The organism is Ancylobacter tetraedralis (assembly GCF_014195655.1).
Taxonomy (GTDB): domain Bacteria; phylum Pseudomonadota; class Alphaproteobacteria; order Rhizobiales; family Xanthobacteraceae; genus Ancylobacter; species Ancylobacter tetraedralis.
Window position 1 is genome coordinate 880494 of record NZ_JACICD010000001.1, and the last position, 26230, is coordinate 906723.

At 69.2% G+C, this 26230-nt stretch carries 24 protein-coding genes; 15 read left to right on the forward strand and 9 right to left on the reverse strand.

The genetic code is table 11. The annotated features are described in order from the left end of the window. The gene (locus tag FHS55_RS04070; protein WP_183188352.1) at window positions 1–708 is read left to right on the forward strand and encodes a phosphoribosyltransferase; all 708 of its coding nucleotides are present in this window, start codon (window positions 1–3) and stop codon (window positions 706–708) included. Between the two features lie 184 nt (window positions 709–892). Here the strand turns inward: FHS55_RS04070 and FHS55_RS04075 are convergent, their stop codons facing one another. Then, window positions 893–3196, reverse strand: coding sequence for a xanthine dehydrogenase family protein molybdopterin-binding subunit (locus FHS55_RS04075; protein WP_183188353.1), 2304 nt, complete (start codon window positions 3194–3196; stop codon window positions 893–895). 182 nt (window positions 3197–3378) lie between these two features. Between FHS55_RS04075 and FHS55_RS04080 the strand changes: the two genes are divergently transcribed. The 3 genes from FHS55_RS04080 to FHS55_RS04090 are packed head-to-tail and all read left to right on the forward strand — an operon-like array spanning window position 3379 to window position 7834. Then, on the forward strand, window positions 3379–5805 hold the full coding sequence (locus FHS55_RS04080; protein WP_183188642.1) for a xanthine dehydrogenase family protein molybdopterin-binding subunit: 2427 nt from the start codon (window positions 3379–3381) through the stop codon (window positions 5803–5805). Further along, window positions 5802–6662 (forward strand): FAD binding domain-containing protein, encoded by an 861-nt coding sequence (locus tag FHS55_RS04085; RefSeq protein WP_183188354.1) that lies wholly within the window; start codon window positions 5802–5804, stop codon window positions 6660–6662. The genes FHS55_RS04080 and FHS55_RS04085 overlap by 4 nt, the downstream gene beginning before the upstream one ends. Beyond that, window positions 6659–7834 carry a xanthine dehydrogenase family Fe-S subunit gene (locus tag FHS55_RS04090; protein WP_183188355.1) on the forward strand — a complete coding sequence of 392 codons (1176 nt, stop codon included), beginning with the start codon at window positions 6659–6661 and terminating at the stop codon, window positions 7832–7834. Before FHS55_RS04085 ends, FHS55_RS04090 begins: the two co-directional genes overlap by 4 nt. Window positions 7835–7986: 152 nt before the next feature. Here FHS55_RS04090 and FHS55_RS04095 read toward each other — a convergent pair whose 3' ends face one another. From FHS55_RS04095 to pxpB, 3 genes are all read right to left on the reverse strand, one after another. Then, the gene (locus FHS55_RS04095; protein ID WP_183188356.1) at window positions 7987–8739 is read right to left on the reverse strand and encodes a GntR family transcriptional regulator; all 753 of its coding nucleotides are present in this window, start codon (window positions 8737–8739) and stop codon (window positions 7987–7989) included. A gap of 91 nt (window positions 8740–8830) precedes the next feature. Further along, entirely contained in the window at window positions 8831–9901 is a 1071-nt protein-coding gene (locus tag FHS55_RS04100; RefSeq protein WP_183188357.1) for a 5-oxoprolinase subunit C family protein, read from the reverse strand. Then, the gene (gene pxpB, locus FHS55_RS04105; RefSeq protein ID WP_343055964.1) at window positions 9898–10668 is read right to left on the reverse strand and encodes a 5-oxoprolinase subunit PxpB; all 771 of its coding nucleotides are present in this window, start codon (window positions 10666–10668) and stop codon (window positions 9898–9900) included. The genes FHS55_RS04100 and pxpB overlap by 4 nt, the downstream gene beginning before the upstream one ends. 119 nt (window positions 10669–10787) lie before the next feature. Here pxpB and FHS55_RS04110 point away from each other — a divergent pair, with 119 nt between their 5' ends. Together FHS55_RS04110 and cofH are read left to right on the forward strand one after the other, a co-directional pair. Then, the gene (locus FHS55_RS04110) at window positions 10788–11558 is read left to right on the forward strand and encodes a LamB/YcsF family protein (RefSeq protein ID WP_343055995.1); all 771 of its coding nucleotides are present in this window, start codon (window positions 10788–10790) and stop codon (window positions 11556–11558) included. A gap of 4 nt (window positions 11559–11562) precedes the next feature. Then, the gene (gene cofH / locus FHS55_RS04115) at window positions 11563–13989 is read left to right on the forward strand and encodes a 5-amino-6-(D-ribitylamino)uracil--L-tyrosine 4-hydroxyphenyl transferase CofH (RefSeq protein ID WP_183188359.1); all 2427 of its coding nucleotides are present in this window, start codon (window positions 11563–11565) and stop codon (window positions 13987–13989) included. Between the two features lie 243 nt (window positions 13990–14232). On the opposite strand, the gene FHS55_RS04120 is transcribed toward cofH, so the two are convergent. From FHS55_RS04120 to FHS55_RS04135, 4 genes are all read right to left on the reverse strand, one after another. Then, window positions 14233–15180, reverse strand: a complete 948-nt coding sequence (locus FHS55_RS04120) for an LLM class flavin-dependent oxidoreductase (protein WP_183188360.1) — start codon at window positions 15178–15180, stop codon at window positions 14233–14235. A 134-nt stretch (window positions 15181–15314) separates the two neighbouring features. Continuing rightward, window positions 15315–16040, reverse strand: coding sequence for a CoA-transferase subunit beta (locus tag FHS55_RS04125; protein WP_246339870.1), 726 nt, complete (start codon window positions 16038–16040; stop codon window positions 15315–15317). An 82-nt stretch (window positions 16041–16122) separates the two neighbouring features. After that, window positions 16123–17112, reverse strand: coding sequence for a CoA transferase subunit A (locus FHS55_RS04130; protein ID WP_183188644.1), 990 nt, complete (start codon window positions 17110–17112; stop codon window positions 16123–16125). A 16-nt stretch (window positions 17113–17128) separates the two neighbouring features. After that, on the reverse strand, window positions 17129–18622 hold the full coding sequence (locus tag FHS55_RS04135; protein WP_183188362.1) for a pyridoxal-phosphate dependent enzyme: 1494 nt from the start codon (window positions 18620–18622) through the stop codon (window positions 17129–17131). Window positions 18623–18931: 309 nt separating this feature from the next. Here FHS55_RS04135 and FHS55_RS04140 point away from each other — a divergent pair, with 309 nt between their 5' ends. The 5 genes from FHS55_RS04140 (at window position 18932) to FHS55_RS04160 (ending at window position 22787) form a co-directional block, all read left to right on the forward strand. After that, complete coding sequence (locus tag FHS55_RS04140) at window positions 18932–19402, forward strand: SRPBCC family protein (RefSeq protein ID WP_183188363.1); 471 nt, start codon at window positions 18932–18934, stop codon at window positions 19400–19402. A gap of 47 nt (window positions 19403–19449) precedes the next feature. After that, entirely contained in the window at window positions 19450–19941 is a 492-nt protein-coding gene (locus FHS55_RS04145) for a (2Fe-2S)-binding protein (protein WP_183188364.1), read from the forward strand. 13 nt (window positions 19942–19954) lie between these two features. Further along, window positions 19955–20767 (forward strand): FAD binding domain-containing protein, encoded by an 813-nt coding sequence (locus tag FHS55_RS04150; protein ID WP_183188365.1) that lies wholly within the window; start codon window positions 19955–19957, stop codon window positions 20765–20767. Then, window positions 20764–21111 (forward strand): ArsC family reductase, encoded by a 348-nt coding sequence (locus FHS55_RS04155; RefSeq protein ID WP_183188366.1) that lies wholly within the window; start codon window positions 20764–20766, stop codon window positions 21109–21111. The genes FHS55_RS04150 and FHS55_RS04155 overlap by 4 nt, the downstream gene beginning before the upstream one ends. A gap of 68 nt (window positions 21112–21179) precedes the next feature. Continuing rightward, the gene (locus tag FHS55_RS04160; RefSeq protein WP_183188367.1) at window positions 21180–22787 is read left to right on the forward strand and encodes a peptide chain release factor 3; all 1608 of its coding nucleotides are present in this window, start codon (window positions 21180–21182) and stop codon (window positions 22785–22787) included. Window positions 22788–22834: 47 nt separating this feature from the next. Here FHS55_RS04160 and FHS55_RS04165 read toward each other — a convergent pair whose 3' ends face one another. Further along, on the reverse strand, window positions 22835–23266 hold the full coding sequence (locus FHS55_RS04165; RefSeq protein ID WP_183188368.1) for a L,D-transpeptidase: 432 nt from the start codon (window positions 23264–23266) through the stop codon (window positions 22835–22837). Window positions 23267–23483: 217 nt separating this feature from the next. Between FHS55_RS04165 and FHS55_RS04170 the strand changes: the two genes are divergently transcribed. The 4 genes from FHS55_RS04170 (at window position 23484) to FHS55_RS04185 (ending at window position 26220) form a co-directional block, all read left to right on the forward strand. Further along, window positions 23484–24053 (forward strand): NnrU family protein, encoded by a 570-nt coding sequence (locus tag FHS55_RS04170; RefSeq protein WP_183188369.1) that lies wholly within the window; start codon window positions 23484–23486, stop codon window positions 24051–24053. A 36-nt stretch (window positions 24054–24089) separates the two neighbouring features. Then, window positions 24090–24911, forward strand: a complete 822-nt coding sequence (gene panB, locus FHS55_RS04175; protein WP_183188370.1) for a 3-methyl-2-oxobutanoate hydroxymethyltransferase — start codon at window positions 24090–24092, stop codon at window positions 24909–24911. A 224-nt stretch (window positions 24912–25135) separates the two neighbouring features. Beyond that, complete coding sequence (locus tag FHS55_RS04180; RefSeq protein ID WP_246339803.1) at window positions 25136–25885, forward strand: tetratricopeptide repeat protein; 750 nt, start codon at window positions 25136–25138, stop codon at window positions 25883–25885. Between the two features lie 11 nt (window positions 25886–25896). Beyond that, complete coding sequence (locus FHS55_RS04185) at window positions 25897–26220, forward strand: hypothetical protein (RefSeq protein WP_246339804.1); 324 nt, start codon at window positions 25897–25899, stop codon at window positions 26218–26220. The last annotated feature ends 10 nt before the right edge of the window (window positions 26221–26230 follow it).

The following is a 26230-nucleotide window of genomic DNA, read 5'->3' on the forward strand; positions in this document are numbered from 1 at the left end:
GTGTCCGACGACTTCACCGAGCCCACGCTTTCCTACTGGCAGGAGCTGCATGACGCGGTTCCCGCCGGCTTCTCCTGCGCGCCGCCCTATCGCTTCGGCTATCCCGTGCGGCTGCCGGATGGCCGCGTGCTGCTCCTGCCGCTGCGGGCCCTGCCGGATGGCGAGCACGCCGTCGCCTCGCTGATCGCCAACCAGGCCGCGCATCATGTGGTGGCGGCGCTGGCGCAGGTGATGACGGAACAGGCGCGGGGGCTAGGCGCGGATATTGTCGTCGGCCTGCCCACGCTCGGTCTCGCCTTCGCCGCTCTGGTGGCGGAGCGTCTCGGCCAGAAGCGCTATGTGCCGCTCGGCTATTCCCGGAAGTTCTGGTACGCGGACGCTCTGTCCGAGCCGGTGTCCTCGATCACCAGTCCCGAGGCCGGCAAGCGTCTGCGGCTGGATCCCAATCTCCTGCCGCTCATCGAGGGACGCCGCGTGGCGCTGGTGGACGATGCCATCTCGACGGGGGCCACCGCCATCGCCGCCTGCCGGCTGCTGCAGCGCGCCGGGGCGGAGATCGCCGGCATGGTGGTGGCGATGAAGCAGACCAATCGCTGGGTGGAGGCGATGGCGGGCGTGCCGGTAAGCGCTGCCTATGGCTGCCCGCGTTTCATCTTGCGCCACGATGGCTGGTGGCCGGAGGCGGAGACCATGCCGGTGGTGCCTTAGCCATTGCCGCTGGATGGCGGATGAAGCCGCCTGCGGCGGAGTCTTGCGCTGGATCCCGGATCGGCGCTGCGCTTCGCGCAGCTTGTCCAGGAAACGGAGTGGCCTTCGTGTCCCGGACCAGCGACACCGCAGGTGGAGCGCCGATCCGGGATCCAGCGCAAAGCTCTTCGGCCGAATCCCTTGCTTAGCCCTTCGCCCTCTCGATTGCCTCCCACACACGCGAGGGCGTTAGCGGCATGTCCAGCTCGGTGATGCCGAGTGGGCTCAGCGCATCGATCACCGCGTTGACGAAGGCCGGCGGCGCGCCGATGGCGCCGGCCTCGCCCGCGCCCTTGATGCCCAGAGGGTTGGTGGTGCAGGGCGTGTTCTGCGTCGCGACGGAAAAGAACGGCAGATCGTCCGCGCGCGGCAGGCCGTAATCCATGAACGAACCGGAGAGCATCTGCCCGCTATCGGGATCGTAGACCACGCGCTCCAGCATGGCCTGGCCGATACCCTGCGCGATGCCGCCATGGATCTGCCCGCTCAGCAGCAGCGGGTTCAGCGTGCGGCCGAAATCGTCGACCACTGTGTAGCGCTCGATCCGGATGATGCCGGTGTCGGGGTCGACCGCCACCTCGCAGACATGCGCGCCATTGGGGAAGGTGCCCGCCAGCTGTTCGAAATCGCCGACCCCCATCAGCCCGCCGACCTTCGCGGCGAGGTCGAGAAGGCCGACATGCCGGTTGGTGCCGGGCACACGGAAGGCGCCGTCGTCAAACTCCAGCTCGCGCTCATTGACCTCCAGAAACGTGGCGGCTGCCGCGCTCGCCTTGGCCAGCACCTCGCCGGTGGCGAGCTTGAGCGCCCCGCCGCCATGCACCATGGAGCGCGAGGCGACCGTGCCGCCGGCGGAGGGAATCGGCTGGTTGGTGTCGCCGGTCTTCACCGTGATGCGCGCGGGATCGATGCCGAGCGCCTCGGCGGTCATCTGCACATAGGTGGTCTCGTGGCCCTGCCCGGTGGACTGGGTGCCGACATGCACGGTGACGCGGCCATCGGCGGCAATCTCCACCGCCGCGCCTTCCTTGCCCGGCACGCCCGTGCGCTCGATATAGTAGCCGATGCCGATGCCGCGCAGGAGCCTGTCCCCGGATGGACCCAAGCCTTGGTCCCGGCGGGCTGGGAAGCCGGCCCAGTCCGCCGTGTCCAGCGCCGTGCGCAGCACATGGGCGAAGTCGCCGGAATCATAGGCGACGCCGGTGTCGGTCTTGTGTGGCATGGCCTCGGGCGGGATCATGTTGAGCGTGCGCAGCGCGTCCGGCGCCATGCCCAGCTCGCGCGCCGCCTTGTCGACGATCCGTTCGATCAGATAGGCCGCCTCGGGTCGGCCGGCGCCGCGATAGGCATCCATCGGCGCATTATTGGTGTAGGCGACGCGCACATCGGTGGCGACGACCGGGATGGCGTAGACGCCCGGCGCCATGGGCGGGCCGGAAAGCGTCGGGCAATAGACGCCGAAGGCCGAGAGCGCGCCGCCGGCGCTCGCCAGTGTCTCCACCTTCAGCGCGGTGAAGCGGCCCTGTGCGTCGAGGCCGAGCTTCGCCGTCGACTGATTGTCGCGGCCCTGCGTGTCGGACAGGAAAGCCTCCGCCCGGCTGGACTGCCAGCGCACCGGCCGCTCCAGCTTGCGCGCGGCATAGAGCACCAGCGCCTGCTCGGGGTAGGGCACCGCCTTCATGCCGAAGCCGCCGCCGACATCGGGGGTGATGACGCGCAACTTCGTCGCGGGCAGGCCGAACACGCCTTCGAACATGAAGTCGCGGATCATGTGGCTGCCCTGCGAGCCGGTGACGAGGGTGAAGCTCTCGCCCTCCGCATCGTAAAGGCCGATGGCGTTGCGGGGCTCCATGGAGGCGACGACGATGCGGTTATTGACCAGAGCCAGCTCGACCACGCGGTGGGATGCCGCCAGCGCGGCCTCCGCCTTGTCCATATCGCCCAGCTGCCAGTGCAGGGCGAGATTGCCGGGCGCCTCCTCGAACAGAAGCGGCGCGCCCTCGGCGAGCGCCGTGGCAGGTTCCACCACCGCTGGCAGGTCGTCGATCTCCAGCGCCACCGCCTCCGCCGCCTCCATAGCGGCGCGCGCGGACGTGGCGACGACGAAAGCGACCGGCTCGCCGAGATAGCGTATCTTGCCGCTCGCCAGCAGCGTGTGCGCCGGCAGCGGCATGCGCCCGCCTGTCGCATGGTCGAGCACGATGACGACGGGGAGCGCGCCGATGCCGTCGGCCGCGAGATCCTCCGCCGTATAGACCGCGAGCACGTCCTCCATCGCGCGGGCGGTGCTCGTATCCACAGCGTTGAGAACCCCGTGCGCGACCGGCGCCCGCACCACGGCGGCGAACACTTCGCCCGCATAGTGGAGATCATCGGTGAAGCGGCCGGTGCCGGTGATGAACCTGAGGTCCTCGACGCGCCGGAAGGGCTGACCAACACCGAATTTCATCGTTTCCGCTCCGCCTCGCTTGCGCTCTGCAGCTGGGCCGCCACGGAGCGGCTTGCCCGCATATTGGCCAATGATACTATTTGTGCAAAGATCAGCACATATCGTGCGATAATGTCTATATCCGAAGAAGATAGCCTATCGCAAAACAGGCTTCCCCGGGGAATTTCATGGTCGGCCCGCACATGGATGAGCACAGGGTGGACGAGCAGAAGCTGGACCCGCAGCCGGCGAAGGGCCGCGGGGTCGGCGCCTCCATCCCGCGCAAGGAGGATGCCCGCCTGCTGGAAGGGCGCGGGCGGTTCATCGGCGACATGCGATTTCCGGGCCAGCTGGAAGCCGCCTTCGTGCGCTCCACGCTCGCCCATGCCCGCATCCGGGCGATCCACATTCCCGCCCATCTCAAGGGTCGCGCCTTCACCCATGACGACATGGTGGGCGTGAAGGACATCCTCGCCAAGACCGGCCTGCCGGGCTTCCGCGTCTCCGCCCAGCCCTCGCTCGCCCATCTCAAGGTGCGCTTCGTCGGCGAGCCGGTGGCGATGGTGCTGGCCGAAACGCGGGCCGAGGCGGAGGACCTCGCCGAGGAGATCACCGTCGACTATGAGGAACTGCCGGCCAATGTCGACATGCTGCGCGCGGTGAAGCCGGATGCCGCGCGCATCCATGAGGACTGGCCCGACAATGTCTTCCTCGTCTCGCAGACCGAGCGCGAGTTCGACGGGCGCCTCGCCGGCGCGCCGATCAAGGTCACGCGCGAGGTGCGCACCAGCCGGCAATGCATGGCGCCGCTGGAAGGCAAGGGCTGCATCGCCGTGCATGAGCGCCACACCGAGCAACTGCACCTGTGGACCTCCACCCAGATGCCGCACATCGTGCGCTCCGGCCTCGCCGAATGCCTGGGGCTGGAGGAGCGCCGCATCCGCGTCGTGGCGCCCGATGTCGGCGGCGGTTTCGGCTGGAAAGGGCTGCTGCAGCCCGAGGAAGTGTGCTGCGCCTGGGCGGCGCTGACGCTCGACCGGCCCATCAAGTGGCTGGAGGACCGGCGCGAGCACCTGATCGCCGCCGCCAATTGCCGCGAACACCATTACATCATGACCGCCTATGCGCAGGCCGACGGCACGCTGCTCGGCTTCGAGGCGCTGGCCCATGTCGATGCCGGGGCCTATTCGGTCTACCCGTTCTCGGCCTGCCTGGAAGGCGCGCAGGTGGTTTCCAACCTGCCGGGTCCGTACAATCTGCCGGCCTATCGCTGCCGCGCCTATTCCGCCTGCACCAACAAGCCGCCCATCGTGCCCTATCGCGGCGTTGCCCGCACCGGCGTGTGCACGGCGATGGAGCTGATGATCGACGCGGTCGCCCGCGCCGCCGGGCGCGAGCCCTATGAGGTGCGCCTCGCCAATCTGGTGCGGCCCGATGAGATGCCCTTCACCTCGATCACCGGCAAGGCGTTCGACATGGGCGATTATCCCGAGAGCCTGCGCCGCGCGCATGCCATGATCGACCATGCCGGCGTGCGCATGCGGCAGGCGCGCGGCGAGCCGGACGGGCGGCGTATCGGCATCGGCTACGCCACCTATTGCGAGCAGGGCGCGCACGGCACCTCGGTCTATCACGGCTGGGGCATTCCCATGGTGCCGGGCTTCGAGCAGTGCGGCGCGCGCCTCACCCCGGACGGTACGCTGGAACTGCGCCTGGGCAACCAGAGCCACGGCCAGTCGATGGAAACGACGCTGGCGCAGATCGCCTGTGAGGTGCTGGGCATCGACCCCGATCACGTCAATGTCGTGCATGGCGACACCGCCATGACGCCCTATTCCACCGGCACCTGGGGCTCGCGTTCGGCGGTCATGGCCGGCGGGGCGGTGGCGAGCGCCTGCGAGACGCTTGGCGAACGCATTACGCGCATCGGCGCGCACCTGCTGCAGGCGCCTCTCGACGCGGTGCGGATCGAGGAGGCGAGGGTGGTCGGCCCGGCCGGCTCCGTCAGTTTCTGGGAGGTCGCGCATACCTTTTACCGCGCGCCGCAGAACCTGCCGCAGGATGCCGATCCGGCGGGGCTCGACCTGGTCGCGGGCTATCGGCCGGTGGTGGATACCGGCACCTTCTCCTATGCCAGCCATGCCTGCGTGGTGGCCGTCGAGCCGGAGACGGGCGAGGTCGAGATTCTCGATTACGTCATCGTCGAGGATGGCGGCGTGCTGCTCAACCCGATGGTGGTGGACGGCCAGATCTATGGCGGCACCGCGCAGGGCATCGGCACGGCGCTCTATGAGGAGATGGCCTATGACGAGCATGGCCAGCCGCTCGCCTCGACCTTCGCCGACTATCTCCTGCCCGGCGCCAACGAGATGCCGCCCGTGCGCATCGCCCACATGGAAACGCCCTCGCCCAATACACGCTTCGGCCAGAAGGGCATCGGCGAGGGCGGTGCCATCGCGCCGCCGGCGGCCATCGGCAACGCCATCAACGATGCGCTGGCCGATCTCGGCGTGGAACTCACCGTCTCGCCCATGACCCCGCGCCGCGTGCGCGAGGCGGTGGCGGCAGCGCGGGCCAAGGGGGCGGCGCTCGCCACGGGGACCGCTCGGGCGACGGGGGGCGTGTCGTGAAGCCGGCGCGTTTCGACTATGCGCGGCCTGTCGACCTCGCGGCCGCGACGGCGGCGCTGATGGATGCTGGCGCCAATGGCGCCGCCAAGCCGATCGCCGGCGGCCAGAGCCTTGGGCCGATGCTGAACCTGCGCCTCGCCCGGCCCTCGCGGCTGGTCGATGTGGCGCGGCTGCCCGATTTGCGGCGGGTGGAGGAGGGGGCGGGCGGCGTGCTGTTCGGCGCTGCCATCACCCATGCCGAGTTCGAGGACGGCGCGGTGCCGGATCCGACGCCCGGCTTTCTCCCCCGCATCGCCCATGGCATCGCCTATCGCGCCGTGCGCAACCGCGGCACCATCGGCGGCAGCCTCGCCCATGCCGACCCAGCGGCGGACTGGCCGACCACGCTCGCCGCGCTCGGCGCCCGCGTTCATCTGGCGGGGCCGGCGGGCCGGCGCGAGATGCCGGTCGAGGCATTCATCCTCGGCGCGTTCGAGACCGCGCTGGCGCCGGGCGAGATCATCACCGGCGTCTTCATACCGCGCTGCGCGGCGGGCGCGCGCTTCGGCTATCGCAAGTCCTGCCGCAAGCTGGGCGAGTTCGCCGAAGCCATGTGCGCCGTGCTGTCCGATCGCGCGCGCGGCGTGCATCGCCTCGTGGTTGGCGCCACCGAGGCCCGCCCGCTGGTGGTCACGGAGGCGGCCGGCCTGATCGCCGATCCCGCTGGCATCGACGACCTGCTGTGCCGCGCGGGGCTCGGCGGCGATCCCGCCACCTTCCGCCTGCGCCGCGCGGTGATTGGCGATGCCATTGCCGCGCTGGCGCGCGAGACGACGCCCGAGAGCCTGACCCCATCCATGAAGTCCGTTGCCCCATGAAACCCGTTCGCCTTGAGATCAATGGCCGCAGCATCGATACCGAGGTCGAGCCGCGCCAGAGCCTCGCCGATTTCGTTCGCGAGGAATTGCTGCTCACCGGCACGCATCTGGGCTGCGAGCACGGCGTGTGCGGCGCCTGCACGGTGCTGGTGGACGGCGCGCCCGCCCGCTCCTGCATCGCCTATCCCGTGGCGCTGGACGGCGCGCGCATCACCACCATCGAGGGGCTGGCGCAGGATGAGGTGGCGGGCGAGCTGCGCGCCGCCTTCACCCGCGAGCACGCCCTGCAATGCGGGTTCTGCACGCCGGGCATGCTGATCATGGCGCGGGACATCGTGCTGCGCCGGCCCGGGCTGGACGAGGCGGCGATCCGCCATGAGCTCGCCGGCAATCTCTGCCGCTGCACCGGCTATACCGGCATCGTGCGGGCGATCCGCGCCGTGGCTCTCGCGCGGGCGGGCGAGGCGTCCGTCGTCACGCGCGGGGCGAGCTTGCCGATGCCGGCCGATCCGTCCCCGCTCACCCTGCCGGTGTCGCCCGCCCGCCGGGCATCGGGCGAGTCTCCCGCACCCTTGGTGGCGCCGCCACCAGCGGGGCTCGAATTCGAGCCGGCGCCGCTGCGCAACCCGGTGGAGATCACCGAGGCGTTCGAGGTCGACGCGCCGCGCGGCGCGGTCTGGGCGCTGTTCCAGGATCCCGCGCGCGTCATCGCCTGCCTGCCGGGCGCCCGGCTGACGCAGCCGAGCGACGGGCGCCGCCTGCAGGCGCAGATGAGCGTGAAGCTCGGTCCGATGCAGGCCGCGTTCAGCGGTGTCGGTCTCATCGCGCCCGAGCCGGCCAGCTGGTCCGGCATCCTTCACGGGCGCGGCGTCGATGGCCGCAGCGCCAGCCGCATCGAGGCGCGCCTGGCCTATCGGCTGGAGGCGACGGGGGAAAAGGCCACCCGGGTGCACATCGAGGTCGCCTATGTGCTGCAGGGCCCGCTGGCGCAGATGAGCCGCGGCGCCATCGCCCGCGACCTCGCCGCCCGCCTGACCAGCGCCTTCGCCGCCAATCTGGGTGCGGCGCTGAAAGGGCAGGCGACCCCGGTCGCGGCGATGCCGCTCGACGCCGGCTCGCTCTTCCTCGCCATGGTGAGGGGCTGGCTGGCGCGGCTGTTCGGGCGCGGCTGAATCAGATTGATCGAAGCGGCATGCAAGTCCTTGGGCCGGCTCGCCTTCCGCTTTCGTGAGCCTGGATCATTTTAGCAACGGTGCGGCGCGCGCGGATGAATCATCCTCTGCGCAAGGCCGCGCAAGCGCTTGAGCCGATTGGCGCTTTCCCCTCAGCGCAGCAGGTCGACGTCCAGCTGCACGCAGTCGCCGCGATAGATGATGTCGGCGAGGTAGATCACCACGTCGTTCTCGTCGACCACCACCAGATGCGCTTCCACGGTGGGAAAGCCGATGCCGATGGCGAGCAGGTTCGCCACGCGCGGCTCCACCGTGCCGACAATGAAGGACTGGCGCGCCTTGGTCACCTTCAGCCCCTCCAGCGTGGCGACGACGCTGATGGTCGGCTCGCGCTCGAAGCGGGTGGGGGCGAGCGCGAGCAGCCGCTCGTCGACATGCACCCGCGCGAAGGAATAGGGCTGGCCGCGCCGCGACTGCACGCTCTCGAGATAGCGGTAGCGCGGGGCGGGGGTGCCGTCCTCCGGCTGCACGTTCGGCAGCGGCGGGTTGGCGGCGACGGGAAGGAAGCGGGGCACGTTGGCGCCGATGGTGCCGGCCAGCGAATGCCATTTGAGATCGAGCTTCAGCCAGCGCTTTTCCTCGACCGAGGCGGAGACGAAGGTGCCCTTGCCCTGGATGCGCCGCACCAGACCCTCGCTCTGCAGCACCTCCACCGCCTGGCGCACCGTGACGCGGGCGACGCGGAACTCGGCTTCCAGTTCCTGCAGGGTCGAGATCTTCTCGTTCGGCCCCCACACGCCGTCCTCGATGCGCCGGCGGATCACGCCGGCGACCTGCAGATAGCGCGGCACCGGGCTGCGGCGATAATCGGGACTGGTCAGGCCGGCGGGCGAGTCCTTGAGCATGGGCAATGTCGGTTCCGATGGCGACACCCGCGCATTCGCGTGCGGGGCCGCGGGTCAGGTCAGAATCGCGGGGGTCTTCCTATCTTCCCTATCATGTAATCCTATCCATCGCTGCGCGCCCTTCGTCGGATTCCAGCGCCGAGACGACGCCGGAAACCAGATTCTCGCGCAGCAGCGCCTCGTGATCGACCCGGGCGAGCGCGCGCACCGGCACGAGCGCGGCGAGCTGCTGGGCGAGGACCCGTTCCTGCGCGCGCCGCGCCTCTTCCGCCTGCGCGACGGAGACGGCGGCAAAGCGGATCCCGGCGCCCGGCAGCAGCCGGCCGGCGGCGGCCAGGTCGGCGGAAATGACCGTGGCGATCTTGGCATAGCCGCCGATCGTCTGGTGGTCCGCCAGCAGCAGGATGGGCAGGCCCGAGCCTGGCACCTGGATCGAGCCGGTGACGATGCCGTCGGAAACGATGTCGGCGCCTTGGCGGAAGCCGAGCGGCACGCCCTCCAGCCGCAGCCCCATGCGGTCCGCCTCGCGGGAGACGCGATAGGCCGTGCCGAGAAAGGTCGCGATCGCGTCCTCGGTGAACGCCTCGGCCTGTGGGCCTAGCACCACGCGCAGCGTTCCGCCAAAGGCGAGCGAAGGCGGGCTCTGTAGTTCAAGGCACGGACCGTGGAGGGGAGAGGGGCCGAGCCCCACGACGTCGCCCGCCGCCAGCGCGCGGCCCTGATGCCCGCCGAAACGGCCCTTGAGATCGGTCGCCCGCGAGCCGAGGATCACGGGCACGTCAATGCCGCCGGCAAAGCCCAGGATGGCGCCGCCGCTGCCCCGCAGCGGCCCGATCCGCACCCGCGCGCCCTCAGGGATATCGATGGCGCGCCAGGGGCCGAAGCGCTGCGTCTGCCCGTCCTGCTCCACCTCGATCACGGCGTCCGCCCCGGTCAGCGCCAGCCGGGCAGGGCCGCCCGTCACCTCGAAGACGGGACCCGCGAGCCGCAGTTCCAGCGCCGCCGCGTTCGCCGCGTTGCCCACCAGCGCATTGGCGAGCCGCAGCGCCGGCTCGTCCAGCGCGCCGCAGACCGGCACGCCATAGGCCTGGAAGCCGAGGCGCCCGGCATCCTGCACGCTGGTCTGCGGGCCGGGCTGGAGTAGGGTGAGGCTCGCGCTCATCGGCTCGCCTCGCATGCCGGCTGGTAAGCGCCGTGCGCCACCGCCGCGCGGATCGCGGCGTGCTCGTCGGCCTCGACCGGCACGAAGCGCACCCCGTCGCCGGGCGCGAACAGGGTGGGCGGCGCCTGCGCGGGGTCGAAGAAGCGCAGCGGCGTGTGGCCGATCAGCCGCCAGCCGCCGGGCGATTCGACGGGATAGATGCCGGTCATGCGCTGGGCGATGGCCACCGATCCGGCCGGTACCCGCACGCGCGGGGTGGTAAGGCGCGGCAGGTCGAGTTCCGCCGGCAGGTCGCCGAGATAGGCGAAGCCCGGCAGGAAGCCCTGCACATAGACGCGATAGACCGTGCCGGCATGGCGGGCGATCACCTCGCCCTCTCCGAGGCGCGTGGCGCGGGCGACATCCGTGAGGTCCGGCCCCGCTTCGCCGCCATACAGCACCGGAATGCGCCAGATGCGGGCGGGGGCCTCGACGCGAGCCTCGCCGATGTCCAGCGCGGCGAGGCTCTCCTGAAGCGCGGCGGCCGAGGTGCGGCGCGGGTCGTAATGCACCAGCAGCGAGCGGAAGGTGGGCACCGTCTCGACCAGGCCCTCGGGCGGATCGGCCGCCAGCAACGCCGCCGTGCGGTGGACGAGGGCGTTGATCTCCGGCGCGATGGTGGCGCCGAACTCCACCGCGAGGGCCGTGTCGCCCAGCTCGAGGAAGCGGGCCAGCGCGCCGAGGCGCCGGGAACGGGCAGCATGCCGCACCGCATTCTCTTCCGTCACGGGAGGCTCCCAGTCGCTGAATAATTCATCCTAATGTTAGGATGATTGAGCTTGAAATGCATTACCAGATAATGTGTTAATCGACGGCGTCGATAATCGTGAGGAGGCGGCCCGTGGCTGTGCGCATCAACATCAACGCCGATATGGGCGAGGGCTACGGGCACTATCGGATCGGCAATGACGACGAGATCCTCACCCTCGTGCAGAGCGTCAACGTCGCCTGCGGCCTGCATGGCGGCGACGCCACGGTGATGCGCGAGGTGTGCCTCAAGGCGAAGGAGAACGGCGTCTCCATCGGCGCGCATCCCGGCTTCAACGACGTCTGGGGCTTCGGTCGCCGCCAGATCCGCATGAGCCCGGCCGATCTCGAATATCTCGTGGCCTATCAGCTCGGCGCGCTGGCCGGCATGGCGGCCTATGCCGGCACGAAGGTGACGCATGTGAAGCCGCATGGCGCGCTCAACAACATGGCCGCCATCGACAAGAGCTATGCGCTGGCGATCGGCCGCGCGATCCGCACGGTGGATTCCTCGCTCTATTATCTCGCGCTGTCCGGTTCGGCGATGGAGACGGCGGCGCTGGAGCTTGACCTGCCGCTGGCGCGCGAGGCTTTCATCGACCGGCTCTATGATGACGAGGGCAACCTGCTTACCCGCACCGACCCGCGCGCGGTGATCAAGGATCCCGTGATCGCGGCGGAGCGCACGGTGCGCATGGTGCTGGACGGCGAGATCATCTCGGTCGACGGCAAGCCGCTGCCGACGCGCTTCGATTCGCTCTGCGTGCATGGCGACGAGCCGACCGCCATTGCCGTGGCGCGCGCCGTGCGCACCGCGCTGAAAGAGGCCGGCGTCGAGCTGGTGACGCTGCCCGAGAAGATGAGGGGCTAGGGCGATGGTGCCGGCGGAAGGGCTCCCCGGCGGAGAAACGCTCGCCCGCGACGCGGCGCTGGCGCTGGCCGATGCGCGCGACCTCCCCGCGCTGATGCGGGCGGCGGCCGAGCTGCGCGATGCCGGCTTCGGCGCGACCGTCACCGTCTCGCGCAAGGTCTTCATCCCGCTTACCCAGCTGTGCCGCGACGTCTGCCATTACTGCACCTTCGCCCATCCCCCGCGAAAGGGGCAGCGCGCCTTTCTCACACCCGACGAGGTGCTGGCGATCGCCCGCGCCGGCGCGCAGGTGGGCTGCGACGAGGCGCTTTTCACGCTCGGCGACAAGCCGGAGCTTCGCTACGCGCTGGCCCGCGAGGAACTGGCCGCGCTCGGCTTCGCCACGACGCTGGACTATCTCGCCGCCATGGCCGGGCGGGTGCTGCGCGAGACCGGTCTTCTGCCCCACCTCAATGCCGGGGTGATGGAGGCGGCGGACCTGGCGCGCCTTCGCACGGTGTCGGCGTCGCAGGGGCTGATGATCGAGACCACCGCCGAGCGGCTCTCGGCGCGCGGTGGGCCGCATTTCGGCTCGCCCGACAAGCTTCCCGCGGCCCGCCTTTCCACGCTGGAGGCGGCCGGCCGCGCGGGTGTGCCCTTCACGACGGGCCTGCTCATCGGCATCGGCGAGACGCGGCTGGAGCGCATCGAGGCGCTGCTCGCCATTCGTGACAGCCACGCGCGGCATGGCCATGTGCAGGAAGTGATCATCCAGAACTTCCGCGCCAAGCCGGGCACCAAGATGGCGGGCGCGCCCGAGCCGACGCTGGAGGAGCATCTGTGGACCGTCGCGGTGGCGCGGCTGATCCTGGGGCCGGCCATCTCGCTGCAGGCGCCACCCAACCTGCAGCCGGAGGGGCTGAAGGCGCTGATCGATGCCGGGATCAATGACTGGGGCGGCGTCTCGCCGGTCACACCCGACCATGTGAACCCGGAGGCGCCCTGGCCGGCGCTCGCCGCGCTCGCCGCCGCCACCGCGAAGGCCGGCAAGGTGCTCAGCCCTCGGCTCGCGGTCTATCCCGCCTTTATCGAAGACCGCGCGCGCTGGCTCGATCCCGCCGTCGCGCCGCTCGTGCTGCGCCGGGCCGACGGCGCGGGTCTCGCGCATGAAAGCGGCTGGCGGGTCGGCGCGGCGGAAGCCCGCGTGGTCGAATGGCCCGCCGCGCCCGCGATCGCCGGGCCGGAGACGGCGCTGGCGGGCGTGCTCGACAAGGCGGTCGCCGGCCGCGAACTGGGTGAGGACGAGATTGTCGCGCTGTTCGACGCCCGGGGCAGCCGGGCGCAACGCGTGTTCGAGGCGGCGGATGCGCTGCGGCGCGCGGTGGTGGGCGACACGGTGTCCTATGTCGTCACGCGCAACATCAACTACACCAATGTCTGCGCGCATAAATGCGGCTTCTGCGCCTTCTCGAAGGGGCGCCAGCACGAGCATCTGCGCGGCCGGCCCTATGAACTGGATCTCGACGAGATCCAGCGGCGCACGCGCGAGGCGTGGGCGCGCGGGGCGAGCGAAGTGTGCATGCAGGGCGGCATCCATCCGGATTTCTCCGGCGACACCTATCTCGCCATCCTGCGGGCGGTGAAGCAGGCGGTGCCGGACATGCATGTCCATGCCTTCTCCCCGCTGGAAGTGCGTCATGGCGCGGCGACGCTCGGGCTTTCCGTGCCGGATTTCCTCCTCGCGCTGAAGCAGGCCGGCCTTGGCTCGCTGCCGGGCACGGCGGCGGAAATCCTCGACGACGCGGTGCGCGCGCGGCTGTGCGCGGACAAGCTGACCACGCGGGAATGGCTGGACACGGTGGCCGCCGCGCATCGCGTGGGCCTCAGGACCACCTCGACCATTATGTTCGGCCATGTCGACGGCTACCGCCACTGGGCGCGCCATCTGCTGCACCTGCGCCGGCTGCAGGCCGAGACCGGTGGCATCACCGAATTCGTGCCGCTGCCCTTCCTGCACATGGAAGCGCCGCTCTATCTCAAGGGCGGCACGCGGCAGGGGCCCAGCCGGCGCGAGGCGCTGCTGATGCATGCGGTGGGGCGGCTGGCGCTCCACCCGCTCATCCCCAACATACAGGCCTCCTGGGTCAAGCTCGGGGAGGGTGGGCTCATCGCGGCGCTGGGCGTGGGGGCCAATGACGGCGGCGGCACCTTGATGGATGAATCGATCAGCCGCGCCGCCGGCGGCGTGCACGGGCAGGAATTTCCGCCCGACCGCATGGAAGCGGCGATCCGCGCCGCCGGCCGCCTCGCCCGCCAGCGCACCACGCTCTATGGCGAGGCCCCCTCGCGGCAGAAGCAGCGCTCCTATGCGGCGGACCCGCTGACGCCGCGCGTCGAGCCGGCGGCCGGCAAGTTCGCGAAAGTGGGGAGCCGGGCCGCGCGGGGCGGGTGAGGGCGCGTGGCCGCGCGCCGCGATCGGCCCACGCGCCCATCCACGCTCGCGCGTGCCGCGGACATGTCCTGAGGATGCACGTCTTGAGGATGCTTGCCTTGAGGATGCACGTCTTGACGATGGTGTCTTGAACGATGCTTGAACGGTGAGGGGCGTGAACAGGGGGGGTACGTTCACGGCTCCTCACCAGCCCGCTCGCGGCGGGCATCTCCGGAAGGCGACGCGAGGTCGGGGCTTTTGCGGCTATTTCCGCAGCAACGGCAGCACTTCATGGGCGAGAAGGTCGATCTGCTCCTTCTCGTAGCGCCACGGCACGAAGACGATCTTCTTCACGCCGGTCGCGATATGGGCGGCGATCTGCTCGGCGCATTCGGCAGGGGTGCCGACAATGGCGCTGTCGAAGGTCGAGAGCGAGCCCTTGGACAGGTCCCACTCGGCATGCAGCCACTCGGTCATCTTCGCCTGCCCGACGTCGCGCGGGCCGACATAGATCGGCAGCTGGTTGAGGCTGTAGAGATCGGCCGGGTCGCGGCCGGCCTCCTCGGCATAGGCGGATATCTTCGCCCAGGCTTCGCGATAGCCCTCGGGCGTGTAGAAATAGGTCAGCCAGCCATCGCCCTTTGTGGCCGCGCGCTTGAGCACTACATCGACATAGCCTCCGATCAGGATCGGCGGGTGTGGCTTCTGCACGGGCTTGGGGAACATCACCGCGTTGCGCAGGTTCAGTTCGTCCCATTCACCGGTGACGGAATCCTCGGTCCACAGCCGCTTCAATATGTCGAGGTTGCGGTCCATGACCTTGCCGCGCCGCTCATAGGGGATGCCGACGGCGTCGAATTCGCGCTTGTACCAGCCCACCGCCGCGCCGAGCATCAGCCGCCCGTTGGAGATCAGGTCGAGCGAGGAGAGCTGCTTGGCGAGGATGACCGGGTTGCGCAGTGGCAGCACCAGCACGCCGGTGCCGATCTTGATGGTCTTGGTGCGTGCCGCCACGGCGGTGAGCAGTGACAGCGAGTCGATGATCGGGAAGTTCGGGTCGGTACCGAGCAGGATGTGGTCCCACACCCAGAGCGAGGAGAAGCCCAGCTCCTCCATGCGCACGCCATAGTCGATCAGCGCCCCCGCATCCGGCATTTCCGGGAAGCGGGTGAAATTGCGCATCGCGATGCCGAAGGAGACGGGAGCGGGCATGGGGCGACCTTCTTCTCACCTCTCCCCGTTGGGGAGAGGTCGCCGCGTAGCGGCGGGTGAGGGGGCGTACGATTGCGGAGCAAAGGAAGACCCCTCACCCCACCCCTCTCCCCCACGGGGAGAGGGAGAAGGAACTAAGCCGTATAGAGCCGCGCGGGGTCGAGCTCGCGCAGGATGGACAGTTCGAGCTCGGTCGGCGGCTCGGTGACGGGCGCATCGGCCGGTACCGGCAGATCGAAGCCGGTATTGGCCTTGATCGCCTGCGCGGTGACGCCGGGATGCAGCGCCAGCACCGTCATGGCCTTCGTCACCGCATCGAAACCCATGATGCCGAGATCTGTGACGACGCGGAACATGCCGCCCGCCGGCAGGCCGGCCTGCGCCCGCGTGTCGCCGCCATCGAGGAAGCCCGGCGAGGTGATGAAATCGACCTTTTCCACGAAGCGGCGCTTCTCGTGCTTCATGGCGACGATCATGTCGGCCAGCGAGGCGATGTCGTTGCCCCCGCCGGTGCCGGGCAGGCGGATTTTCGGCCGCGCGGGATCGCCGATGAAGGAGGAGTTGAGATTGCCGAAGCGGTCGATCTGCGCGCCGCCCATGAAACCGACATCGACATAGCCGCGCTGGAGCATCAGCAGCACTTCGGTGATCGAGACCAGCATGTTGGCGCGCCGGGTGCAGCGCTGCTCATTGGTGGAGGGCGGCAGCTTGCCGGCCTCGACGAAGGGCCCGATCACCCCGCCCTCGAACAGGATGGTAAGGCCCGGCGCGTGGGTCTTCTGCGCCAGGATCGCCGCTAGCAGCGGGATTCCGACGCCGGCGAACACGGTCTGGCCTTCCTTCAGGAGCCGCGCGCTCATCACCGCCAGCAGCTCGGAGGCGGTGTAGGCGGGCACGGCCGCGCGGGAGAGGTCGGCCGGTGCGGGAGCGTCGAGCGCGGTATCAGTCGTCATGAATGGCACTCCCGCGGCGCTGGGCGTCGATCAGCTCGGCCATGCCGATGCGGCTGAGATAGTCCGCCCAGTCCTTCGGCTCGTGATAGAAGCGTTCGAGATAGTCCTGCGCCCCCGCTTCCGGGTCGCGCGCGGTCATCTGCGCATACATGTCCATGTGGCTGTAGAACGGCTCGTAGAGGCCGTAGCATTCGTGCGGGGCGCAGCCGAACGGCACCTCGACCACGGCGTCCACGGTGAAGAAGCCGATCTTGGTCTGGTCCGGCTGGCGGCGGATCTGCTCGTTGGAAACCACCCGCTCGGTAGTGAGGATCACCCGGTTCGCCGCCATGGCGATGTCGATGTCCATGAAGGTGAGCCCGTCGAGCTGGGCGTTGCCATAGGCATCGCAGCGCTGGACATGGATGATGGCGACATCCGGGTTCAACGCCGGCACCAGCAGCAGCGTCTCGCCGGTGAAGGGGCATTCCATGGTCTTGGCGGCCGCAAAAGCGGGGTCCGCCGGCCCGGCGCCGTTGCCGCTCACCCGGCCCAGCACGTCCGAGCCCAGCATGGAGCGCATCGGCAGGAAGGGCACGCCCATGGCGCCGGCGCGATAGCGCAGCCCCATCGCCATGTGGCTCCATTCCTCGAAGCGGGCACGCCCGCTCTCGGTATAGTCGCGCATCACTTTGGATACGCCCCAAACGATGCCCTGACTGAACCAGCTCGTGATCAGGTGCCGCGACAGGCCGGCGGCATAGAAAATGTCGCCCTCGGTCGACATGATCGAGCGCGAGACCGTGAGATCGCGCTTCTGCGCCCGCACCAGCGCCCAGATCATGGCGAAGGGCGTGCGCGAGGCGGTGCAGCCGCCAACCGCGAGATGGTCGCCGTCCTGCACCAGCTTTGCCGCCGCCTCCAGCGACATCACCTTGTCGCGCAGGCTGCGGTCGCGCGCCTTGGTGCGCTGGCGGAGTTCGGAATAGGCGAGGGGCATCGTCACAAGGGGCTCCTCACGCGGCGTCGGCGATGCCGACATCGCGGTTCATGCGATCGATCAGCTCGTCGAAGATCGGGAGAGAGGCGGTGAGCCCCTTCCAGAACGACTGGTGGCGGCGGCGCTCGAAATCCTCGACCGAGACGCCCTGCTGCTCGACCCAGGTGTAATAGCCGAGGTTGAACACGCGCTGGCGGTCGCGGTGGTCCAGCTCCAGCACATGGTCCGCATCACCGCCGAGCAGATGCTGGCCGAAAGCCTCCGCCGCATCGATCTGGTCGTAGCGGCCGCCCTTGCGGGCGAGGTGGCCGGCGAGTTCGCTAGGGTAGAGCTCGGCGCCGTCGGTGGCGACGGTGATGATCACGTCGGTCTCGGAGAGATCGAGCCGGCGCGCGGTCTTGATCGCCGCCAGCACATTGCCGATGCCGGACAGGCCGAGGCTCGCGAGCCCCTCGAGGGTCGCGGCATGGATGCCGCGCCGCTCCGCGAGATAGGCCTTGCCGGCCTCCGAGCCGAACAGCAGCGCGAGATCGTCGGTGGCGGCGTCCGACACACCGGCAATGAGGTCGGTATTGGTGACGTTATGGATGAGCGGCACGTGCTTGTCGCCGATGCCCTGGATGTTGTGCTCGCCGAAGCCGTTATAGAGCAGCGTCGGGCATTCCTCCGGCTCCATGGCGACGATGCGGGCGCGGTATTTTTCCTTGAGCCAGTCGCCCGCCCCGATGGTGCCGGCCGAGCCGGTGCCGGCCACGAAGGCGGCGAGGGTGAGCGTGCCGGAGGCGTTCAGCGCCTCGAACAGCGTGCCCGCCGCCGAGCCGGTGATGGAGTAGTGGGCGAGGTAATTGGGGAATTCCGAGAACTGGTTGAGGATGAAGTTTCCCTCGTCCTTCGCCATCTGCGCGCAGGCGTCATAGATCTCCTTCACGTTCGATTCCGTGCCCGGCGTGCGCACGATGTCGGACGGGTCGCTCACCCACTGCTCCAGCCAGTTGAAGCGCTCGGCGCTCATGCCGCCCGGCAGCACGGCGACGCCGTGGCAGCCGAGGATGCGCGAAATGGCGACGCCGCCCCGGCAGTAATTGCCGGTGGAGGGCCACACCGCGCGGTGGCGGGTGGGGTCGAACATGCCGGTGACGAGGCGCGGGGCCAGGCACGCATAGGCCGCCAGCACCTTGTGGGCATGGATCATCGGAAAATGCCGGCCCTGCAGCACCACGATGCGCGCGGGCACGCCGGTCACGCTGGCCGGCAGCTCGATGAAGGACGGCACACTCGTGCCGCCGACCGTCATCGCCTTGTTGAACCAGTGCACGCCGAACAGGTTTCGCGCGTCCGGCGCGTTCCTGTCCGCCGCCTCGGCCTGCGCTCGCAACGCTGGCGCGATGGTGCCCGGCGCGGCAAGCTCGGAGAAGCGCGGCAGCACGATGCCGCGGGCGCGCAGATGCGCCACGGTACGGGCATGGACGCCGGGGTCGACGATCTGGGAAGGAAGCTCGAACGGGTTCATGCGCACTCTGCGAGGCTCGCGCGCCGAGGGGGCGTCGCATCCGTAATTTTCTATGATACTAATCATAGTACCAATGATGTAAATTCCTATTTATGCTCAACGGAACTGAAGGCTGTTGATGCGTGAATTTTATGCAGCCGGCGCCAATCATGCAGGCATGCGACGCGCGCGCCCGGCCTCGGGGAGGCGTTGGGCGGGGGCAAATGACGGCGCGGCCGGGCTTGGCACAGCGGTTGCTGAACGGGGAGCGCTTCCGCGAGAGCGATCGAGAGAATGAAGCTTCAACGTGGATAACGTTCAAGGTGGATCATGGACCTGACCGGCTCCCAGCGCATCGAGGCCCCGCGAGAGGCGGTGTGGCGCGCGCTCAATGATGCGGATGTGCTGCGCCAGTGCATTCCCGGCTGCCAGGAACTGGTGCAGGCCTCGCCGACCGAATTCGTCGCGAAGGTGGTGCTCAAGATCGGCCCGGTGAAGGCTACCTTCGCCGGCGCCGTGACGCTGTCCGCGCTCGACCCGCCGAACGCCTACCACATTGCCGGCGAGGGGCAGGGCGGCGTCGCCGGCTTCGCCAAGGGCGGCGCGAAAGTGTGGCTGGTGGAAGAGGAGGGCGCCACCATCCTCCATTACGAGGCGCAGGCCAATGTCGGCGGCAAGATCGCCCAGCTCGGCGCGCGGCTGATCGACAGCACGTCGAAGAAGCTGGCGGGCGAGTTCTTCGGCGCCTTCAGCCGCATCGTGTCGCCCGCGCCGGCCGATTGCGTCGCCCACGCCGAATGAGCCGCGCCAGCCAAGGCGCAACCGCAGAGCCGACCGGGAGCAGGCCGATGCAGACCCTTACCCTCACCGTCAACGGCGCCGCCGTGACCCTCACCCTCGACGAGCGCACGCTGCTGGTCGAATTGCTGCGCGATCATCTGCGACTCACCGGCACCCATGTCGGCTGCGACACCAGCCAGTGCGGCGCCTGTACCGTGCATCTCGACGGGGTCGCAGTGAAGGCCTGCGCCGTCCTCGCCGTGCAGGCGGAGGGGGCGGAAATCCTCACCATCGAGGGGGTCGGCAGCACCGAGCACCTGCACCCGATGCAGGCGGCGTTTCGTGAGCATCACGGCCTGCAATGCGGCTTCTGCACCCCGGGCATGATCATGGCCGGCATCGACATCGCCAGCCGCCATGGCCCTGCGCCGGACGAGCCGACCGTGCGCGCCGAGCTGGAGGGCAATCTCTGTCGCTGCACCGGCTACCACAACATCGTGCTGGCCATCCAGGCCGGGGCGCGCGCCATGGGCGTCCCCTCGTCCGTCGCGACCGCGTGAGGAACGAGCGATCATGTTCCCCTTCACCTATCACCGCCCCGTCGAACTCGCCTCCGCCCACGCGCTGCTGGTGGCCAATGAGGATGCCAAGCTGCTGGCGGGCGGGCAGACGCTGATCGCCACGCTGAAGCAGCGCCTCGCCAGCCCGAGCGACCTGGTCGATCTGGCGCGGGTTCCCGGCCTCACCGGCATGGCGCGCGAGGGCGAGGCGCTCACCATCGGCGCGATGACCCGCCACGCGCAGGTGTCCGCGTCCCCACTCGTCGTTGAGGCGCTCCCCGCGCTGGCGGAACTGGCCGGGCGGATCGGCGATCCGGCGGTGCGCAACCGCGGCACGCTCGGCGGCTCCATCGCCAATAACGACCCTTCCGCCGATTATCCCGCCGCCTGCCTCGGGCTCGGCGCCGCCATCGTCACCGACCGGCGGGTGATGGCGGCGGGCGACTTCTTCCTCGGCCTGTTCGAGACCGCGCTGGAGCCGGACGAGATCATCGTCTCCGTCCGCTTTCCCATCGGCGGATGGGCGGCCTACGCGAAGTTCGCCAACCCGGCCTCGCGCTACGCCATGGCTGGCGCCTTCGTGTGGAAGGGCGAGGGCGGGGTGCGCGTCGCCATCACCGGTGCCGGGCAGAACGGCGTGTTCCGCTGGGGCGCGGCGGAAGAGGCGCTGGCGGCGGATTTCCGACCTGCGGCGCTGGAGGGCCTGGCCCTCGACGGCGACGACATGATCGCCGACATCCATGGCTCGGGTACCTATCGCGCCCATCTCGCCGGCGTTATGACGCGGCGCGCGGTGGCGCGAATCCTGGAGCGAGGTTCCCCGTGACGGTCACCATCTACGGCATCAAGAACTGCGACACGATGAAGAAGGCGCGCGCCTGGCTGGACACGCACGGCGTCGCCTACGCGTTCCATGACTACAAGGCGTCCGGCATCGATGGCGCGCATCTCGCGGACTGGGCCGGCAAGGTCGGCTGGGAGGTGCTGCTGAACCGGGCCGGCACGACCTTCCGCAAGCTCGACGAGGCCGACAAGGCGAATATCGATGAGACGAAAGCGCTGGCGCTGATGGCGGCGCAGCCCTCGCTGATCAAGCGCCCGGTGCTCGATATCGAGGGCGTGCTGCTGGTCGGCTTCAAGCCGGAATCCTACGCGAAACAGTTCGGCTGAAGACTGTCGAGACGCGGTGACGGAAGCCACCCCTTGATCCCGGGCGGCATCCCTGCCACATCCGGCCCATGAACGCTCTCTCCAATTCCGCCGCGTCGCCCATCGCGCTCGAAGTCGCGCGCCGGCGCACCTTCGCGATCATCTCGCATCCGGACGCGGGCAAGACCACGCTGACCGAAAAGCTGCTGCTGTTCGGCGGCGCGATCCAGCTCGCCGGCCAGGTGCGCGCCAAGAAGGATCGCCGCTCCACGCGCTCGGACTGGATGGCGATCGAGCGCGAGCGCGGCATTTCGGTCGCGACCTCGGTCATGACCTTCGAGTTCGAGGACCACGTGTTCAACCTCTTGGACACGCCGGGCCACGAGGACTTCTCGGAAGATACCTACCGCACGCTGACCGCCGTCGACGCGGCGGTGATGGTGATCGACGCCGCTAAGGGCATCGAGGCGCGCACCCGCAAGCTCCTGGAAGTCTGCCGGCTGCGCGACATCCCGATCATCACCTTCATCAACAAGATGGACCGCGAGAGCCGCGACCCGTTCGAGATCCTTGACGAGATCGAGAAGACCCTGGCGCTCGACACCACGCCGATGACCTGGCCGGTCGGCCGCGGGCGAGACTTCGTCGGCACGATGGATGTTGCGTCAGGCGGCATGCGGCTGCTGGATGGCGACGAGGGCAAGACCGGCCCGCTGCGGCAGATGAGCATGGGCGAGATCGCGAGCCTCAACGTGACGCTGGACGAGGCTGCGCTGACCGAGGAACTCGGGCTGGTGCGCGAGGTGTGCAACCCGTTTGAGCTTGATTCCTTCCTCGAAGGCCACCTGACGCCGGTCTATTTCGGCTCGGCCTTGCGCAATTTCGGCGTCGGCGACCTGCTGGAAGGGCTCGGCAAATATGCCCCGCCGCCGCGCGCGCAGGACGCCGACAAGCGCCGGGTGGAAGCCGAGGAGCCGCGCATGACGGCCTTCGTCTTCAAGATCCAGGCGAATATGGACCCGAACCACCGCGACCGCATCGCCTTCGCGCGGCTGTGCTCGGGCAAGCTGACGCGTGGCATGAAGGCCAAGCTGGTTCGCACCGGCAAGCCGATGAGCCTCGCCACCCCGCAATTCTTCTTCGCGCAGGACCGCCAGCTGGCGGAAGAAGCCTATGCCGGCGATGTGGTGGGCATTCCCAACCACGGCAATCTGCGCATCGGCGACACGCTGACCGAGGGCGAGGAGCTGAACTTCGTCGGCGTGCCGAGCTTCGCCCCCGAGATCCTGCGCCGCGTGAAGCTCTCCGACGCCATGAAGGCCAAGAAGCTGAAGCAGGCGCTGCAGGAAATGGCGGAAGAGGGCGTCGTGCAGGTGTTCCGCCCGACCGACGGCTCGCCGGCGCTCGTCGGCGTGGTCGGGCCATTGCAGCTCGACGTGCTGAAGAACCGACTGGAGGCGGAATACGGGCTCGATGTCGGCTTCGACATGAGCGAGTTCCAGCTGGCGCGCTGGGTATCCTCGGCCGATCCCAAGCGGGTCGAGGAATTCGCCGCCGGCAACCGGCTGTCCACGGCCGAGGATCTCGACGGCGATCTGGTCTTCCTCAGCCCCTCGGCCTTCATGATCGGCTATACCGGCGACCGCTGGCCCGGCATCGTCTTCACCGACATCAAGGATGTGAAGAAGGCCGCGTGAGGCCGGGCCATTTCCGCGTTGCCCGGGGGGCCGCCCTTGCCGGCGGTTCAGCGGGTGATGATGATCTTCGTGTTGTCGGATCCATAGTCGCTGACTAGGCCGAACAGCGTACGCGCATTGGCCGGGGCGAGCCGCACGCAACCATGCGAGGCGGGGCGCCCCAGCCGCCGCAGGTCCGTGGTCCCGTGGATCGCGTAGCCGCCATCGAAGAAGATGGCGTAGGGCATCGGCGCGTTGTCGTATTTGCGCGAGAAGTAGCGCTTGTACATGCGCTGCGGGCGATAGGTGCCGGCCGGGGTGCGGTAGCCCTTGCGGGCGGTGGAAATCGGCCAGCTGTGTTCGCGCCAGCCCTCCACCCACACTTCCATGCTCTGCGTCGACAGGTCGATATGCGCCACCACCGCCTGGGCCCGCGCGATATCGGGCGCCGCGAGCGCGAACAGCGCAAGACCCGCAAGCGTGGCGAAAAGCTGTCTCATGCCCCGCGTCTCCCCGAACTCCGCCTGCGGCCCCCGCCCGCCGGATCCGTCTCGCATTCTGCCACGCGCGGGAGGTGAAGGGGAGCGGGTGTGCCTCTCATGGTTTATTCGCGCGGCGAGGGGGCGACCCTGTGACAGGGGCGGGGCGCGCGGTGGATGATGGCATCGTGATTGGAAAGGCTCTAGCGTCGCGCCGAATCCTCCAAGGGAGCGACCGATGATCCTGATGCTGGCCGGCCTCGTGCTGTTTCTCGTCACGCATGTCTTCACCACAAGGCGCGAGGCCCGCGCGGCGGCGGTGGCGCAACTGGGAATGATCCCCTATCGCGCCGTGTATTCGATCGTGTCGATCGCCGCGGTGCTGATGATCGCCTATGGCTATGGCGACTGGCGCGCCGCCGGGCCCGCGCAGCTGTGGAACCCGCCGGTGGCCATGCGCCATATCGCGCTGACCCTGATGCTGCTCGCCTCTATCGCGCTCGGCGGCTATCTCGTGCCGAGCCATATCCGCGCCTGGCTCAAGCATCCGATGCTGGTGGCGGTGAAAATCTGGGCGCTGGCGCATCTCATCGCCAATGGCGATGCGGCGACCATGACGCTGGCCGTGGTGATTCTCGGCTGGGCGGTGTTCGACCGTATTTCGGTGAAGCGGCGCGGCTCGCCGCTGCCGGTCGCGCCGAAGGGCTGGGTCGGGGATATCGTTGCCGTGCTGGCCGGGCTCGTGCTTTATGCCGTCCTTGCCTTCTGGTTCCACCCCTACATCGTGGGTGTGCCGGTGATGGGCTGATAAAAGCCCAGCGAAAACAAGAGGAAGCCGTCCATCATGTCCGTCCAGTCCGCTGCCCGCCGCCTCACTGCGCCCGACATCCGCGCCAGGAAGGGCGGCGAGCCGATCGTCTCGCTCACGGCCTATCACGCCCATACCGCGCGCCTCATCGACCCGCATGTCGACTTCATGCTGGTGGGCGATTCGCTCGGCATGGTGATGCACGGCATGGAGACCACGGTTCCCGTCACCGTGGAGATGATGATCCTGCAGGGGCAGGCGGTGATGCGCGGCTCCTCGCGCGCGCTGGTGGTGGTGGACCTGCCGTTCGGCTCCTATGAGGGCTCGCCGCAGCAGGCCTTCGCCACCGCCTCGCGCGTGCTGAAGGAGACGGGGGCCGGCGCGGTGAAGCTGGAAGGCGGGCGGCGCATGGCCGAGACCGTGCGCTTCCTCGCTGATCGCGGCGTGCCGGTCATGGGCCATGTCGGGCTGACCCCGCAGGCGATCAACACGCTCGGCTCCTTCAAGGCGCTGGGCCGCGACGAGGCGAGCGCCGCGCTCATCCTCGACGATGCCCGCGCCATCGCCGAGGCGGGCGCCTTCTCCATCGTGCTGGAGGCGATCAGCGAGCCGCTGGCCCGCCAGATCACGCAGGAGGTCGCCCCGCCCACCATCGGCATTGGCGGCTCATCGGCCTGCGACGGCCAGATCCTCGTGCTGGAGGACATGCTCGGCCTGTCCGACCGCGTGCCGCGCTTCGTGAAGAAGTTCGCCGATATCGGGCCGGCCATCGGCGCGGCGGTGGAATCCTATGCCAGCGAAGTGCGCGCGCGCGCCTTCCCCGGCCCCGAGCACGTCTACGCGCCGAAGAAGGGGTGAGGCGCTCGCATCCTCCCGCATCACCCCTGACATGAGGTCGGGAGCGCCCCTCCACGCCTCGGCCTCTGCGTGGGGCGGGATGGCGGCGCGCGCGCCCTGTCGTCCCGCCGATTTGCCTTGTTGAAGCCGCATCGCTAGTTTACGCGCCTTTCCGATACCGCCGCATGCGACCGCGTGCTGGCGGACCGGAACATTCGTCCCGATTCCTTGCCCACGGATCCGCAATGGCTGACATCTTCCACGAGATCGACGAGGACCTGCGTCGGGAGCGGTTCAGCCGCCTCTGGAGCCGCTACGGCCTCTATGTCGTCGGCCTCGCCGTGCTCATCGTCATCGGCGTCGCCGCCTGGCGTGGCTATGAATGGTGGAAGCTGAGGCAGGATCAGGCGGCCGGCGCGCGCTTCGAGGCCGCGCTGCAACTCGCCACACAGGGCAAGCCTGCCGAGGCGGAGGCCGCTTTTGCGGCCATCGCCAAGGATGGCCCGGCGGGCTATCGCATGCTGGCGCGCTTCCGCTCGGCCGCCGAACTCGGGGCCACCGATCCGAAGGCGGCCGTGGCGGCCTATGATGCGCTCGCCGCCGATGCCTCGATCGGCCGGCTGATGCAGGATGTGGCGCAGATCCGCGCCGGGCTGCTGCTGGTCGATACCGCCCCGCTCGCCGATGTGGAACAGCGCATCAAGCCGCTCGACACGCCCGAGGGCGCGTTCCGCCATTCGGCGCGCGAGATCCTCGGCCTTGCCCAGTACAAGGCCGGTGATTTCAAGGCGGCGACCGAGACTTTCGCATCCGCGCTGAATGACGCCCAGACCCCTCCCGGGCTGCGGCGTGTCGCCGAACTGATGCGCACCCTCGCCAGCGGACAACTGCCGCCCGCGGATGCCAAGCCTGCGGATGCCAAGCCGGCCGAGACGCCCGCCGCCCCTGCGGTTTCCACGCCCGCGGCGCCGGCTGCCGCTCCGGCGGTCCAGTGAGGGAGGTCGAGATGAACCCTGTCGCGCCCCACACGCGTTCCCGGCGCATGAGCGCACTGCGCCGCGCCCTGATTCTGGCGCCGGTTCTCGCGCTTGTCTTCGCGACAGCGGGTTGCGAGACGCTCGACAAGATGAACCCCTTCGCCGAGAAGGAAAAGAAGCTGCCGGGCGCGCGCCAGTCCGTCTTCCCCGAAGGCGTGCCCGGCGTCGACTACAACGCCGCCCCGCCGCAGCCGGCCAATTCCGCCAAATACGAGACGCCGGCCGAGCCCGCCGCGGCCCCGGCTGCCGCTTCCTCCTCGTCGCGGACCCCCGCGCCGCTGACGCCGCAGTGAGCGGCGCGAG